This is a genomic window from Frondihabitans peucedani (genome assembly GCF_039537585.1).
GTDB classification, from domain to species: domain Bacteria; phylum Actinomycetota; class Actinomycetes; order Actinomycetales; family Microbacteriaceae; genus Frondihabitans; species Frondihabitans peucedani.
The window spans coordinates 609,409-622,784 of the sequence record NZ_BAABAU010000001.1 but is presented as its reverse complement, the minus strand read 5'-3'; the positions used below and the strand labels follow the sequence as shown (position 1 = coordinate 622,784).

Sequence of the window (13,376 nt, the reverse complement as noted above, 5' to 3'; positions counted from 1 at the left end):
ACCCGGCCCGGATGATTTGTACGCAGCCGACCTGATCCGTAGAGGGCGGACCCGATCGCCGAAGCGAACTCGGCTGCGAATCGCTGCGCAGCGGGGAAGCGGCAGCGGAAGCCAACAAGCAACACTACCAGGGGGCGGTCCGATCATCAACGAGCGGCCGAAGGCGAGTCGCCAGGCGAGTTGCCAGGCGAGTTGCCAGCCGAGTCGCCGGCCGAGTCGCCGGCCGAGCGGCGGCCCGAGTCACGAGCCGAGCCGCGGGGCCGCCTGGGCCACCAGCCCGCCGCCGGTAGCCTCGGAGCATGCCTTCGCTCGCCCCGCACATGTCGTCCGTGCCCGGTTCCGGGATCCGGCGGGTCTTCGAGATCGCCCTCCGGCTCGACGACGTCACCATGCTCGTCGTCGGCGAGCCCGACGTCCCCGTCGCCCACCACATCATCGACGCCGCCCGGCGGGCCTGGGCGGACGACCGCACCGGCTACACGCCCAACGGCGGCATCACGCCCCTCCGCGAGGCGATCGTGTCCAAGCTGGCCCGCGAGAACGGGATCACCGCCGACCTCGAGCAGGTCTGGGTGACCGTCGGCGCGACCCAGGGCCTCCACCAGGCGATGGGGCTGCTCCTCGGCGCGGGCGACGAGATCCTGGTGCCCGACCCCGGCTACACGACATTCACGATGAACGCGCACATGTTCGACGCCCGGCCGGTGCCGTACTCGCTGCTGCCGTCACACGGCTTCCTGCCCGACTTCGACGAGCTCGAGCGCCTGGTGACCGACAAGACGAGGGCGATCATCGTGAACTCGCCATCCAATCCGCTCGGGGTCGTGTTCGGCGAGGAGATCCTGCGCGGCCTCCTGGCGTTTGCGAAGGAGCACGACCTCTGGGTCGTCAGCGACGAGGTCTACGAGTACTTCACCTACGGCGCCTCGCACGTGAGTCTGGCCGCCCTCGACGACGACGACCGCGTCTTCAGCGTCTTCTCGCTGAGCAAGACCTACGCGATGACGGGCGTGCGCGTGGGCTACCTCGTCACGCCGAGGGGGCTCGCCGACACCATGCGTACGGTGCAGGAGGCGCAGATCAGCTGCGTCGCCGAGCCCGACCAGTTCGCAGCGCTGGCCGCGATCGTCGGCGACAACCAGCCGGTGGCCGACGCGAGGGAGCACTACCGCGGCAATCTCGAGCTCGCGATGTCGATCCTCGACGAGCGGGGGCTCGCCTACCTCCGCCCCGAGGGCGCGTTCTACCTCTGGATCGACGTGTCGCACGTCTCGCGCGGCGACGTCGCGACCTGGGCGGAGGAGTTCCTGCTGGAGCAGCGGGTGGCCGTGGCGCCGGGCAGCGCGTTCGGGCGCTCGGGCGAGGGCTGGATCAGGATCAGCCTGGCCTCACCCCGAGAGGGCATCGTCCGCGGACTCGGGCTCCTGCCCTCTCCTCGCCGGGCCTCCTGAGGCGCTGCCCCTCCGCGCACTCCTCGCCGGATCTCCCGACAGCCCGGCGGAGTTCTCCCCAGCCTGCCGGAGAGCGGCCCCCGCTCCGCCCGGGGCATGGGAGAATCGTCCGAAGCGAACACCCACCACCACCAGAAGGACCGCGTGAGCCCCAAAGCAGCAACCGCCCTCGAGCCCGCGTCGACCGCGCCCGAGGTCATCCGCAACTTCTGCATCATCGCGCACATCGACCACGGCAAGTCGACGCTCGCCGACCGGATGCTCGGCATCACCGGGGTCGTCGAAGACCGCGCCATGCGCGCGCAGTACCTCGACCGGATGGACATCGAGCGCGAGCGCGGCATCACGATCAAGAGCCAGGCGGTCCGCATGCCGTGGGCGGTCGACGGCACGACGTACGCGCTCAACATGATCGACACCCCCGGCCACGTCGACTTCAGCTACGAGGTCTCCCGGTCGCTGGCCGCCTGCGAGGGCGCCATCCTGCTCGTCGACGCGGCGCAGGGCATCGAGGCGCAGACGCTCGCGAACCTCTACCTCGCTCTCGAGAACGACCTCGAGATCATCCCGGTCCTCAACAAGATCGACCTCCCCGCCGCCGACCCCGACAAGTACGCGGCCGAGCTCGCGCAGCTGATCGGCGGCCGGCCCGAAGACGTGCTGCGCGTCAGCGGCAAGACCGGCATGGGCGTCGAGGAGCTCCTCGACGTCGTCGTCCAGCGGATCCCCGCGCCGAAGGGCGAGAAGGACGCCCCCGCGCGGGCGATGATCTTCGACTCCGTCTACGACAGCTACCGCGGCGTCATCACCTACGTGCGCATGATCGACGGCACCCTGCAGCCGCGCGAGAAGATCCAGATGATGTCGACCCGCGCGGTCCACGACATCCTCGAGATCGGCGTCTCGTCGCCCGAGCCGCTCGCCTCGAAGGGCCTCAGCGTCGGCGAGGTCGGCTACCTGATCACCGGCGTGAAAGACGTCCGCCAGTCGAAGGTCGGCGACACGGTCACCACCGCGTCGAAGCCGGCGACGCAGGCGCTCCCCGGCTACACCGAGCCGCTGCCGATGGTCTTCTCGGGCCTGTACCCGATCGACGGCAGCGACTACCCGGTGCTCCGCGAGGCGCTCGACAAGCTCAAGCTCTCCGACGCCGCGCTCGTGTACGAGCCCGAGACGTCGGTCGCGCTCGGCTTCGGCTTCCGCTGCGGGTTCCTCGGCCTGCTCCACCTCGAGATCATCACCGAGCGCCTCGAGCGCGAGTTCAACCTCGACCTCATCACGACGGCTCCGAGCGTCGTCTACGAGGTGACGACCGAAGACAAGAAGACCGTCACGGTCACCAATCCGTCGGAGTTCCCCGACGGCAAGATCCAGAGCGTCGCCGAGCCCGTGGTCAAGGCCGCGATCCTGGCGCCGAAAGACTACGTCGGCGTCATCATGGAGCTCTGCCAGGGCCGCCGCGGCACGCTCCTCGGCATGGAGTACCTCGGCGAAGACCGCGTCGAGCTCCGCTACAACATGCCCCTCGGTGAGATCGTGTTCGACTTCTTCGACCAGCTGAAGAGCAAGACCCAGGGCTACGCCAGCCTCGACTACGAGCCGAGCGGCGAGCAGGAGGCCGACCTGGTGAAGGTCGACATCCTCCTCCAGGGCGAGCAGGTCGACGCCTTCTCGACGATCGTCCACCGCGACAAGGCCTACGCGTACGGTGTCCTGATGACGGGCCGGCTGCGCGAGCTCATCCCGCGGCAGCAGTTCGAGGTGCCGATCCAGGCGGCCATCGGCGCCAGGATCATCGCGCGCGAGTCGATCCGCGCGATGCGGAAAGACGTGCTCGCGAAGTGCTACGGCGGTGACATCACCCGCAAGCGCAAGCTCCTCGAGAAGCAGAAGGAGGGCAAGAAGCGCATGAAGACGATCGGCCGGGTCGACGTGCCCCAGGAGGCCTTCATCGCGGCGCTCTCCGGCGACACCGAGAAGGCCAAGGCCAAGTAGCCCGCGAGGCGCTCTCGGGCGCAGCACGAGAAGTGCGAGTTGGCTGAGGTCATGCCTGTCCTCTTCATCGTCCTGATCATCGCCGCCATCGTCATCTTCGGATTCGGCATCTTCGTCGCCGCCCTGAAGTTCCTGATCGTCATCGGCATCATCCTGTTCGTGCTGGCCGTCATCGGCTGGATCGTCCGGAACGTCCGCAGCCGCGTCTGACCGCCGGGGTCCGGGAGGCGCCCTGCGCAGGCTGCCTCTCGGCACGGGAAGTAGACTTTCCGAATGCGCCGAGCGACCCACACCGAGACCCAGACCACCTACGGGCAGGTCGGGGCGACGCAGGCACCCGACCTCCTGCAGTATCCGCCGGCAGGATTCCGTCCCGTCGAGTACCGCACCCGCATCGGTCACGGCGACGCGCGCTTCGAAGCGGCCTGGGCTGCGATCATGACCTGGAAGGTCCAGGAGCGCAGCGGCATCACCGTGCACGTCGACTCCGTGCCCGCCGTCGACGAGGGCGCCTACACGCCCGTCACGTTCGACGACCAGGGCAACCCGCTCGATCCTGCCGACTACGCGGCCCCGGACGGCGAGTCGCACTTCTCGCCCGAGGGCGAGCCGTTCCTGACGGCGGGCACGACGGCCACTCTCGTGATCAAGGCCTACGGCCGGACGACGCACGCGCCGGTCCGCGTGGTCTACGTGATCGACGAGCCGACCCGCAAGGGCTTCGCCTACGGCACCCTCGAGGGCCACCCCGAGAGCGGCGAGGAGTCGTGGGTCATCGACCAGACCGACGACGGCTCCGTCTGGCTGACCGTCCGAGCCTTCTCGCGGCCGTCGAACTGGAAGTGGCGGCTGGTCTCGCCGTTCCTCCGGGCGCAGCAGAACAAGTACACCCAGCGCTACCTCCGCGTGCTGGTGGGCGACTAGCGCGTGCCGAGCACCCTCCCGATCGCCGATCCGGCTCCCGCCGACGGCCTCCTGCCGACGAGCGTCCGCGACGGCGCCGAGACCCGGAACTTCGGCGTCTACCTGCACGTCCCGTTCTGCCGGGTCCGCTGCGGCTACTGCGACTTCAACACGTACACCGGCGACGAGCTCCGCGGGGCGAAGCGGAGCGACTACGCGGGGCAGGCCGCACTCGAGGTCGAGCAGGCGGGGCTGATCCTGCGCGAGGCAGGCCTTCCCGAGCGGTCGGCGTCGACCGTGTTCTTCGGCGGCGGCACCCCGACCCTCCTCCCGTCGAGCGATCTCGCGGGCATGCTGAGTGCCGTGCGCGACACCTGGGGTCTCGCCGAGGGGGCCGAAGTGACCACCGAGGCGAACCCGGACTCCGTCGACCGGGCCTACCTCGACGAGCTCCGAGCCGCCGGGTTCACCCGCGTGAGCTTCGGGATGCAGTCGGCGGTGCCGCACGTGCTCGCGACCCTCGAGCGCACGCACGATCCTGCGCGGATCCCGCTCGTCGTCCGCTGGGCCCGCGAGGCCGGCCTCGACGTCAGCCTCGACCTGATCTACGGCACGCCCGGCGAGAGTCTCGACGACTGGAGCCGCTCCCTCGACGCCGCTCTGGCCCAGGAACCCGACCACCTGTCGGCGTACTCCCTCATCGTCGAGGACGGCACGAAGCTCGCGCGGCAGGTCCGGCGTGGCGACGTGGCGATGCCGGACGACGACACGGCGGCCGACATGTACGAGCTGGCCGACCGACGCCTGGCCGAGGCCGGCTACGACTGGTACGAGGTCAGCAACTGGTCGCGCGGCGACGGGCACGCCAGCCGGCACAACCTGGCGTACTGGCAGGGGCACGACTGGTGGGGCGTCGGGCCGGGAGCCCACAGCCACGTCGGGGGAGTCCGCTGGTGGAACGTGAAGCATCCGGCGGCCTACGCCGACCGCGTGCTCGCCGGGGTGTCACCCGCCGCTGGGCGCGAGACCCTCGATGCCGAGACCCGGAGCACCGAGCGCGTCCTGCTCGCCGTCCGCGTGCGCGACGAGCTGAAGACCGATGAGCTCGACGCCGACGGCCGCCGAGCGATCCCCGGGCTGATCGCCGACGAGCTCGTCGACGGCCGGGCGGCCCTCGGCGGCACGATCCGGCTGACGCTCCGCGGGCGGCTGCTCGCCGACGCCGTCGTGCGGCGGCTCCTGGGCGACTAGCTGCTCGGCGACTAGCTCCTGATGAACTCGATCGTCAGGGGGTACCGGTAGTACTGTCCGCGATTGGCGGCGAGAGCGGCCAGGATCGAGAACACGATCGACAGGATCCAGACGACCAGGCTGATCACGACGCCGATCCCGATGACGGACAGCGCTGCGCCGACGACGTAGCCGATCAGCACGGTGAGCTGGAAGTTCAGGACGACGCGCGTGTGCTCCTTGATGAAAGGTCCGCGGTCGCGCAGCACGAGGTAGCCGACGAGCGCCGCGACGAACCCGAGGACGATCCCGCCGACGTGGATGAGGGTCGCCCAGAGCTTCTCGTCCTCCGGCCGCATCGGCTGGGGTGCGGCGCCGCCGCCGTACGGCTCGCCGGCGGGGTTCTTGTAGTCGCTCATGGTCGTCGCCAATCGTGGTCGCCTGGGTGCCTGCCCCGTGACGCCTGGGAAGGCTGTGGACGGCCTGAGCATAGCGGCACGCGGTGGCCTCGAACCAGAGGCTGTCACCGGCGTGGAGTAGCATTGGCAGTCTCATCGACGGAGTGCCAGCATCGGTCGCGGCCCGTCGTCCGGGTGTGTCGAGGCAGGAGGTGTCCGTGGTCAGCGAGAGAGGTCTCGAGGTCCTCCGGGTCATCGTGCACGACTACGTCGAGTCGCGCGAGCCCGTCGGTTCGAAGTCCATCGTCGACCGGCACCAGTTCGGCGTGTCGGCGGCCACCATCCGCAACGACATGGCCCTCCTCGAGGAGGAGGAGCTGATCGCGGCCCCCCACACGTCCTCCGGCCGGGTCCCCACCGACAAGGGCTACCGCCTCTTCGTCAACAGGATGGCCGACCTCCGCCCGCTCTCGCAGGCCCAGCGCACCGCGATCGAGACGTTCCTCGGCAACTCGTCCGACCTCGACGAGGTCCTCTCGCGCACCGTCCGGCTGCTCTCGCAGCTGACCAACCAGGTCGCCCTGGTGCAGTACCCGACCTTCTCGAGCGCCGCGGTCCGGCACGTCGAGCTGGTGCGCCTCAGCGACACCCGCGTCATGAGCGTCCTCATCACCGACGCGGGCCACGTCGAGCAGCGGACGGTCGACACGGGCGCCGTCGTCGACGAGGCGTTCCTCGGCAAGCTCCGCGCCAAGCTCAACGGGCTGATCGGCGGCCGGTCGCTCGTCGAGGCCGGCGGCCTCCTGGCCGGCTTCCCCGAGCAGTTCCGCCCCGAGCGCCGCCCGGTCGTCGACGTCGTCGTCGCGAGCCTCATCGGTCAGGCTTCGGCCGGCCGGCACGAGAAGCTCGTCATGGCGGGCGCTGCGAACCTCGTCCTCACCGAAGACGACTTCTCGGGCAACCTGTTCCCGGTGCTCGAGGCGATCGAGGAGCAGGTGACGCTCCTGCGGCTCTTCGGCGAGATGCGCTCGGGCGACGTCGACGTCGTCGCCAGCATCGGCCGCGAGAACGAGTCGTTCGGCCTGGCGCAGACGTCGGTCGTCGCGTCGGGCTACACCGCCTCGGGCGGCGACATCGCCCGGGTCGGCGTCCTCGGGCCCACCCGCATGGACTACTCCAGCAACATGGCGGCGGTCCGCGCCGTCGCCCGCTACCTCTCGGGGCTCCTGGGCGAGCACTAGCGCCCCGCCCCACCACAGACCACGGTGCCGCGCCCGCGCGCAGCATCCAGCAGCCAGACAGAACCAAGCAGCACGACGGAGACAAGTGGCAGATCACTACGACGTCCTGGGAGTCGACCGACAGGCGACCCCCGACGAGATCAAGAAGGCGTACCGGAAGCTCGCGCGCGAGCTGCACCCCGACGTCAACCCGAGCCCGGAGGCCTCCGAGCGGTTCAAGGAGGTGACGCACGCCTACGACGTCCTGAGCGACCCGCAGCAGCGGCAGCGCTACGACCTCGGTCCGCAGCAGGGCTTCGGCGGTCAGGGTGGAGGAGCCGGCGGGTTCGGCGACATCTTCGACGCCTTCTTCGGCGGCGCCCAGCAGCAGCGGCAAGGCCCGAGGTCGAGGCGCGAGCGCGGTCAAGACGCCCTGCTCCGGCTCGAGGTCGAGCTCGACGACATCGTCTTCGGCGTCCAGCGCGACATCGAGGTCGACACGGCCGTCCTCTGCGACACCTGCCACGGCTCGTGCTGCGCTCCGGGCACCAGCCCGCAGACCTGCGACATCTGCGGCGGCTCCGGCCAGATCCAGCGCACGGTCCGCTCGCTCCTCGGCAACGTCATGACCTCGAGCCCCTGCGGCACCTGCCGCGGCTACGGCACCGTCATCCCGAACCCGTGCCCGACCTGCCAGGGTCAGGGCCGCGTCCGCGCCCGCCGCACGATCCCCGTCGACATCCCCGCCGGCGTCGACACCGGCATCCGCCTGCAGATGCCCGGCCAGGGCGAGGTCGGCCCGGCCGGCGGCCCCAACGGCGACCTCTACCTCGAGGTCAAGGTCAAGCACCACGACGTCTACAGCCGGAACGGCGACGACCTGCTCGCGACCCTCGAAGTGCAGATGGCCGACGCGATCCTCGGCACGACGACGACGGTCAAGGCCCTCGACGGCGACATCCAGGTCGAGGTCAAGCCCGGCACGCAGAGCGCCGACGTCGTCACGATCAAGGACCGCGGCGTCACGAGGCTCCGCGGCTCCGGGCGCGGCGACCTCAAGATCGGCATCCAGGTCGTGACGCCGACGAAGCTCAGCCACAAGGAGCGCGAGCTGATCGAGAAGTTCGCCTCCGGCCGCAAGCACGAGAAGCCCGAGCTCTCCCAGTTCCAGCAGGGGCTGTTCGGCAAGCTGCGCGACCGGTTCCTGAACTTCTGATCGTGGCCCACTTCTACCTCGTCGAGGAGCTCGCCGAGTCGTCTCCGGGCTCCGACGTGATCGTCACGGGTCCGGAGGCCCGACACGCCGTCACGGTGAGCCGGGTCCGGCCCGGCGACGCCCTGCGGGTCGGGAACGGCCGCGGGCTGGTGGCCTCGGGCGAGGTGCGGGAGGCGAGCGGCGACCGGCTGGTGCTGGCGGTCACGAGCGTCACCGGGCATCCTGCGCCTGCACGCCGGCTCGTGCTCGCCCAGGCCCTCGCGAAGGGCGACCGCGACGAGCTGGCTGTGCAGGCCGCGACCGAGCTCGGAGTCGACGAGGTCGTGCCGTGGGCCGCGGGCCGGAGCATCTCGCGGTGGGAGGGCCCGAAGGTGGCCAAGGGCCTCGCCCGCTGGTCGGCCATCGTCCGCGAGGCGACGAAGCAGTCGGTGCGGCCGTGGTCGCCCTCCGTCTCCGACGTGGCGCAGACGACCGACCTCGTGAGGCGCGCAGGATCAGCCCTGGTGCTGATCCTGGAGCCGACCGCGTCGCGCTCCCTGGCCGAGGTCGACCTCGGCTCCGAGTCCGACGTGGTCGTCGTGGTGGGCCCGGAGGGCGGGGTCACCCCGCACGAGATCGAGCAGCTCGAGGCCGCCGGCGCGGTCGCGGTGCGCCTCGGCGACTCCGTGCTCCGCACGTCGACCGCGGGGCCTGCCGCGCTGGCCGTCCTGAGCGTTCGCCTCGGGCGCTGGTGAGGGCCGAGCCACTGTCTGCGGGCGTCGGTACGATGAACGGCATGAGCCCCGAGTCCACCAGCGAGCCGACCGTCTTCACGCGGATCGTCAACCGCGAGATCCCCGCGACGATCGTGCACGAGACGGCGAACGTCCTCGCGTTCGAGGACATCGCCCCGAAGGCCCCGGTCCACCTGCTCGTCGTCCCCAAGACGCAGGAGTACACCGACGTCGTCCAGCTCGCCGCCGGCGATCCCGCGCTGCTCGCCGAGATGATCGACGTCGCGAACCAGCTGGCGAACGACCCCGCGCTCATGGGGGCATATCCGCTCGGTCAATTCCGTTTGATCTTCAACACCGGCGAAGCCGCCGGTCAGACCGTCTTCCACGTCCATGCGCACGTCATGGCCGGGAAGCTCCAGGAAGGCTCACTTGCCTAGCACCTCCAGCAGTCCCAGCAGTCCAGCGGCCGACTCCGCCCGCGTCGACGTCATCGTCGACGGTGTCGCCATGGTCCAGCTCCTCGGCCCGCAGGACCGCCTGCTCAAGGCCGTCGAGCGGCAGTACCCCGCGGTCCGCGTCCTCGTCCGCGGCAACGAGGTCACTCTCGAGGGTCCTCGCGCCGACGTCGAGCGCGCGCACGTCCTCGTCGACGAGCTCGTGGCCATGGTCCGCAAGGGGCACGACCTCGGCGCGGCCGATGTCGCGACGACCGGGCGGATCCTCGACAACGGCCAGGGACATCCTGCCGACCTCTTCGGCACGGCGATCGTCACCAACAAGGGCAAGAGCATCCGGGCCAAGACGCTCGGGCAGAAGTCGTACGTCGAGGCGATCGACGAGAACACCATCGTCTTCGGCATCGGCCCCGCGGGCACCGGCAAGACCTACCTCGCCATGGCGAAGGCCGTCCAGGCGCTCCAGCGCCGCGAGGTCAGCCGCATCATCCTGACCAGGCCCGCCGTCGAGGCCGGCGAGCGGCTCGGGTTCCTGCCGGGCACCCTCACCGACAAGATCGACCCCTACCTGCGCCCGCTCTACGACGCGCTGAACGAGATGATGGACCCGGAGGTGGTGCCCAAGCTGCTCGCAGCCGGCACCGTCGAGGTGGCACCGCTCGCCTACATGCGCGGCCGCACCCTCAACGACGCCTTCGTCGTGCTCGACGAGGCGCAGAACACGACGCCCGAGCAGATGAAGATGTTCCTGACCCGTCTCGGCTTCGGCTCGAAGATGGTCGTCACGGGCGACGTCACGCAGGTCGACCTGCCCACGGGGGCCAGCGGGCTCCAGCTCGTCACGCGGGTCCTCGACGGCCTCGACGACATCCACTTCGCCCGGCTCACCAGCGACGACGTGGTCCGTCACACCCTCGTGGCCCGGATCGTCGACGCGTACACGAAGTTCGACGCCGAGAAGCAGGCTCAGCAGTTCGCCCGTCAGCAGAAGCGCGACCAGGAGTCCGGCAGGCCCGCCGCGTCGACAGGAGACGAGCGATGACCATCGAGATCAACAACGAGTCGTCGATCCCGGTGGACGAGAGCGCGATCCTGCGCCTCGCGACCTTCGCTCTCGACCAGATGCACGTCCACCCCGAGGCCGAGCTGGCGATCGTCCTGGTCGACGAGGCCGCGATGGAGCAGCTCCACGTGCAGTGGATGGACGAGCCCGGCCCGACCGACGTCCTGAGCTTCCCGATGGACGAGCTGCGGCCCGGCACCGAAGACGAGCCGACCCCTCCGGGTCTCCTCGGCGACATCGTGCTCTGCCCGCAGGTCGCCAGCGCCCAGGCCGTCACCGCCGGGCACTCGGCGCTCGACGAGATGCAGCTGCTGACGACGCACGGCATCCTGCACCTGCTCGGCTTCGACCACGCGGAGCCCGACGAGAAGGCCGAGATGTTCGGCATCCAGGGCGAGATCCTCGCCGCGTTCGTCGCAGCCGAGTCGCAAGCGTAGAAGACACTGATGATCGCGATCTTCATCACCGCGGCCGTCGTCCTCGTCGTCATCGGCGGAGTCCTCGCCGCCACCGACTCCGCTCTCGGCGTCCTCAGCCGCCACGACCTGCTCGAGATCGCCGAGGGTCGGCGCCGCGGCTCCCGGTCGATCCTGGCGATCGCCGACGACGTCGGCGCGCACGTCAACGCCATCAACTTCGTCCGCATCCTGGCCGAGACGGCCGCCGCCGTGCTCGTGTCGCTCGCCTTCGCGTACTCGATCCGCGAGTGGTGGTGGGCGCTCCTCCTGTCGGCGCTCATCATGACCGCCGTCTCGTTCGTGCTGGTCGGCTCGAGCCCCCGCAGCGTCGGCCGGGCCCACGCGCGCTCCCTGATCGCGGTCACGGCCGGCTTCGTCCGCAGCATCCGCCTCGTCCTCGGCCCGCTGGCCCACGCGCTCGTGGTCTTCGGCAACTGGGTCACGCCGGGGCGGCCCCGGAACGCCTCGTTCTCGTCGGAGGAGCAGCTGCTCAGCATGGTCGACGAGGCCACCGAGCTCGAGGTGCTCGACGAAGACGACCGCACCCTGATCCACTCGATCTTCGAGTTCAGCGAGACCGTCGTCCGCGAGGTCATGATCCCGCGAACCGACATGGTCACCGTCGACGCCGACGCCACTGTCGAGTCGGCCATGTCGGTCTTCCTCGGCAAGGGCGTGTCGCGGGTCCCGGTGACCGGCCGCGACAGCGACGACGTCCTCGGCATCATGTACCTCCGCGACGCGGCCCGCTTCGTCCACGAGCGCCGCGGCGGCGCCGTGAAGCTCGCCGCCGACCTGGCCAAGCCCGCCGTCTTCGTGCCGGAGTCGAAGCGCGCCGACGAGACGCTCCGTCAGATGCAGTCCCAGAAGAACCACCTGGCGATGGTCGTCGACGAGTACGGCGGGATCGCCGGGCTCGTGACCCTCGAAGACCTCATCGAGGAGCTCGTCGGCGACATCAGCGACGAGTACGACCAGACGGTCGTCGAGCACCGCGAGATCTCCGACGGGGTGCAGCTCGTCAGCGCGCGCATGCCGGTCGACGAGCTCGGCGACCTCTTCGGCATCGAGCTCGACGACGACGACGTCGACTCCGTCGGCGGACTCCTCACCAAGGCGCTCGGACGACTGCCCGAGCGCGGGTCCGAGGCGACGGTCTCCGGGCTCGTGCTCACGGCGAACCGGACGGAGGGGCGGCGCCGCAACCTGCAGACCGTGCTGGTCCGTCGCGATCCTGCGCTGGCCTCCAGCCAGGCCGCCTTCGCCGCGGATCCGGCCGCGAGTTCCGCCGCCACTCCCACGCCCACCTCGAACGAGCGGACACCCCGATGACCACCAGCCCCGACTACCGCGCCGGGTTCGTCTCGTTCGTCGGCCGCCCGAACGTCGGCAAGTCGACCCTGACGAACGCCCTCGTGGGCGAGAAGGTGGCGATCACCTCCTCGAAGCCCCAGACGACCAGGCGCGCCATCCGCGGCATCGTGCACCACGCCAACGGCCAGCTCGTCCTCGTCGACACCCCCGGCATGCACCGGCCGCGCACCCTGCTCGGCGAGCGTCTCAACAGCGTCGTCCAAGACACGCTCGGCGAGGTCGACGTGATCGGCTTCTGCGTGCCGGCCGACGAGAAGCTCGGACCCGGCGACCGCTTCATCAACGAGCAGCTCGACTCGTTCCCGCGGGCCAAGAAGGTCGCGATCGTCACGAAGATCGACGCGGCCTCCAAGGCGGCCGTCGCCGAGCAGCTGCTCGCGGTGAGCTCTCTCCGCGACTGGGAGGCCATCGTGCCTCTGTCGGCCGTCAGCAGGATCCAGCTCGACACCGTCGCATCCGAGCTGATCAAGCTGCTGCCGGTCTCGCCGCAGCTCTACCCGAGCGAGCAGGTGACCGAGGAGCTCCTCGAAGACCGGGTGTCGGAGTTCATCCGCGAGGCCGCCCTCGAGGGCGTGCAAGACGAGCTGCCGCACTCGCTCGCCGTGACCATCGACGACATCGTCGAGCGAGACGACCGCGAGCTCGTCGAGGTCTACGCGAACCTGTTCGTCGAGCGCGACAGCCAGAAGGGCATCATCATCGGCCACAAGGGCCAGCGCCTCCGCGAGGTGGGGGAGCGGGCCCGCGCTCAGATCGAGCCGCTGGTCGGCAAGCAGGTGTTCCTGTCGATCCGGGTCAAGGTCGCCAAAGACTGGCAGCGCGACCCGAAGCAGCTCGGCCGCCTCGGATTCTGAGCTGTTCCGCGGGTGTCTGTGCTGCTCGTCGGTCCGCGTACAT

The 13,376-nt window shown here is 70.1% G+C and carries 14 protein-coding genes; 13 read left to right on the top strand and 1 reads right to left on the bottom strand.

Annotated elements, in window-relative coordinates:
* Positions 1-299 precede the first annotated feature (299 nt).
* The 5 genes from ABD733_RS02940 (at position 300) to hemW (ending at position 5,600) form a co-directional block, all read left to right on the top strand.
* Positions 300-1,451: a pyridoxal phosphate-dependent aminotransferase gene (locus tag ABD733_RS02940; protein ID WP_344793535.1), complete on the top strand. Its 1,152-nt coding sequence runs from the start codon at positions 300-302 to the stop codon at positions 1,449-1,451.
* Positions 1,452-1,595: 144 nt separating this feature from the next.
* Positions 1,596-3,446 carry a translation elongation factor 4 gene (gene lepA / locus ABD733_RS02935; RefSeq protein WP_344793534.1) on the top strand — a complete coding sequence of 617 codons (1,851 nt, stop codon included), beginning with the start codon at positions 1,596-1,598 and terminating at the stop codon, positions 3,444-3,446.
* Between the two features lie 51 nt (positions 3,447-3,497).
* Positions 3,498-3,656, top strand: a complete 159-nt coding sequence (locus tag ABD733_RS02930; protein WP_344793533.1) for a hypothetical protein — start codon at positions 3,498-3,500, stop codon at positions 3,654-3,656.
* A 63-nt stretch (positions 3,657-3,719) separates the two neighbouring features.
* Positions 3,720-4,370: a DUF1990 domain-containing protein gene (locus tag ABD733_RS02925; protein ID WP_344793532.1), complete on the top strand. Its 651-nt coding sequence runs from the start codon at positions 3,720-3,722 to the stop codon at positions 4,368-4,370.
* Between the two features lie 3 nt (positions 4,371-4,373).
* The gene (gene hemW, locus ABD733_RS02920) at positions 4,374-5,600 is read left to right on the top strand and encodes a radical SAM family heme chaperone HemW (protein WP_344793531.1); all 1,227 of its coding nucleotides are present in this window, start codon (positions 4,374-4,376) and stop codon (positions 5,598-5,600) included.
* An 11-nt stretch (positions 5,601-5,611) separates the two neighbouring features.
* Here hemW and ABD733_RS02915 read toward each other — a convergent pair whose 3' ends face one another.
* Positions 5,612-5,998 carry a DUF4870 domain-containing protein gene (locus ABD733_RS02915; RefSeq protein WP_344793530.1) on the bottom strand — a complete coding sequence of 129 codons (387 nt, stop codon included), beginning with the start codon at positions 5,996-5,998 and terminating at the stop codon, positions 5,612-5,614.
* Positions 5,999-6,195: 197 nt separating this feature from the next.
* Here ABD733_RS02915 and hrcA point away from each other — a divergent pair, with 197 nt between their 5' ends.
* The 8 genes from hrcA to era all read left to right on the top strand — a co-directional run bounded on the left by hrcA (position 6,196) and on the right by era (position 13,333).
* Positions 6,196-7,218, top strand: coding sequence for a heat-inducible transcriptional repressor HrcA (gene hrcA / locus ABD733_RS02910; protein WP_344793529.1), 1,023 nt, complete (start codon positions 6,196-6,198; stop codon positions 7,216-7,218).
* An 85-nt stretch (positions 7,219-7,303) separates the two neighbouring features.
* Positions 7,304-8,413 carry a molecular chaperone DnaJ gene (gene dnaJ / locus ABD733_RS02905; RefSeq protein ID WP_344793528.1) on the top strand — a complete coding sequence of 370 codons (1,110 nt, stop codon included), beginning with the start codon at positions 7,304-7,306 and terminating at the stop codon, positions 8,411-8,413.
* Between the two features lie 2 nt (positions 8,414-8,415).
* Positions 8,416-9,147 (top strand): 16S rRNA (uracil(1498)-N(3))-methyltransferase, encoded by a 732-nt coding sequence (locus tag ABD733_RS02900; RefSeq protein ID WP_344793527.1) that lies wholly within the window; start codon positions 8,416-8,418, stop codon positions 9,145-9,147.
* A 41-nt stretch (positions 9,148-9,188) separates the two neighbouring features.
* The gene (locus ABD733_RS02895) at positions 9,189-9,566 is read left to right on the top strand and encodes an HIT domain-containing protein (RefSeq protein ID WP_344793526.1); all 378 of its coding nucleotides are present in this window, start codon (positions 9,189-9,191) and stop codon (positions 9,564-9,566) included.
* 70 nt (positions 9,567-9,636) lie between these two features.
* Entirely contained in the window at positions 9,637-10,626 is a 990-nt protein-coding gene (locus tag ABD733_RS02890; protein ID WP_344795977.1) for a PhoH family protein, read from the top strand.
* Complete coding sequence (gene ybeY, locus ABD733_RS02885) at positions 10,623-11,084, top strand: rRNA maturation RNase YbeY (protein WP_344793525.1); 462 nt, start codon at positions 10,623-10,625, stop codon at positions 11,082-11,084. The genes ABD733_RS02890 and ybeY overlap by 4 nt, the downstream gene beginning before the upstream one ends.
* Before the next feature lie 6 nt (positions 11,085-11,090).
* Positions 11,091-12,437, top strand: coding sequence for a hemolysin family protein (locus ABD733_RS02880; RefSeq protein WP_425552887.1), 1,347 nt, complete (start codon positions 11,091-11,093; stop codon positions 12,435-12,437).
* Positions 12,434-13,333 carry a GTPase Era gene (era, locus tag ABD733_RS02875; protein WP_344793523.1) on the top strand — a complete coding sequence of 300 codons (900 nt, stop codon included), beginning with the start codon at positions 12,434-12,436 and terminating at the stop codon, positions 13,331-13,333. Before ABD733_RS02880 ends, era begins: the two co-directional genes overlap by 4 nt.
* The last annotated feature ends 43 nt before the right edge of the window (positions 13,334-13,376 follow it).

Bases quoted from the DNA above. Each gene is read 5' to 3' on its own strand.
- ybeY (WP_344793525.1), top strand. From the start codon at position 10,623: ATGACCATCGAGATCAACAACGAGTCGTCGATCCCGGTGGACGAGAGC.
- era (WP_344793523.1), top strand. From the start codon at position 12,434: ATGACCACCAGCCCCGACTACCGCGCCGGGTTCGTCTCGTTCGTCGGC.
- ABD733_RS02895 (WP_344793526.1), top strand. From the start codon at position 9,189: ATGAGCCCCGAGTCCACCAGCGAGCCGACCGTCTTCACGCGGATCGTC.
- ABD733_RS02915 (WP_344793530.1), bottom strand. From the start codon at position 5,998: ATGAGCGACTACAAGAACCCCGCCGGCGAGCCGTACGGCGGCGGCGCC.
- ABD733_RS02930 (WP_344793533.1), top strand. From the start codon at position 3,498: ATGCCTGTCCTCTTCATCGTCCTGATCATCGCCGCCATCGTCATCTTC.
- ABD733_RS02940 (WP_344793535.1), top strand. From the start codon at position 300: ATGCCTTCGCTCGCCCCGCACATGTCGTCCGTGCCCGGTTCCGGGATC.
- ABD733_RS02925 (WP_344793532.1), top strand. From the start codon at position 3,720: ATGCGCCGAGCGACCCACACCGAGACCCAGACCACCTACGGGCAGGTC.
- ABD733_RS02890 (WP_344795977.1), top strand. From the start codon at position 9,637: ATGGTCCAGCTCCTCGGCCCGCAGGACCGCCTGCTCAAGGCCGTCGAG.